The organism is Paraburkholderia sp. RL17-373-BIF-A, assembly GCF_046030175.1.
Lineage (GTDB): Bacteria > Pseudomonadota > Gammaproteobacteria > Burkholderiales > Burkholderiaceae > Paraburkholderia.
The window spans coordinates 1-265 of sequence record NZ_JARESO010000525.1 but is presented as its reverse complement, the minus strand read 5'-3'; the positions used below and the strand labels follow the sequence as shown (position 1 = coordinate 265).

The window sequence follows — 265 nt, the reverse complement described above, 5'->3', positions numbered from 1 at the left end:
CTCGACGGCGTGATGGCCGACGCTGCGTACTACAGCATTGAACGCACTGAAGCCTGGTCTCGCTGCGGCGTGCTGCCGGTAATTCCGCCACCGGCCCATGCTGTGATCCATGGCAAGGTACAAACAGGCTGGCACGACCAGATTGTGGGCTACATTCAGGCAAAGGGTATCCATGCGTTTCGCAACCAATATGGCTACGGCAAGCGCTCTCTCGTTGAGGCGCAGATCTCGCGCATCAAGCGCTGCATCGGTGCGCGTCTGCTGC

The 265-nt window shown here is 60.0% G+C and carries 1 pseudogene; it reads left to right on the top strand.

The features are described from left to right. Positions 1 to 265, top strand: a pseudogene (locus tag P0D80_RS51630) (hypothetical protein); the annotation flags it as partial.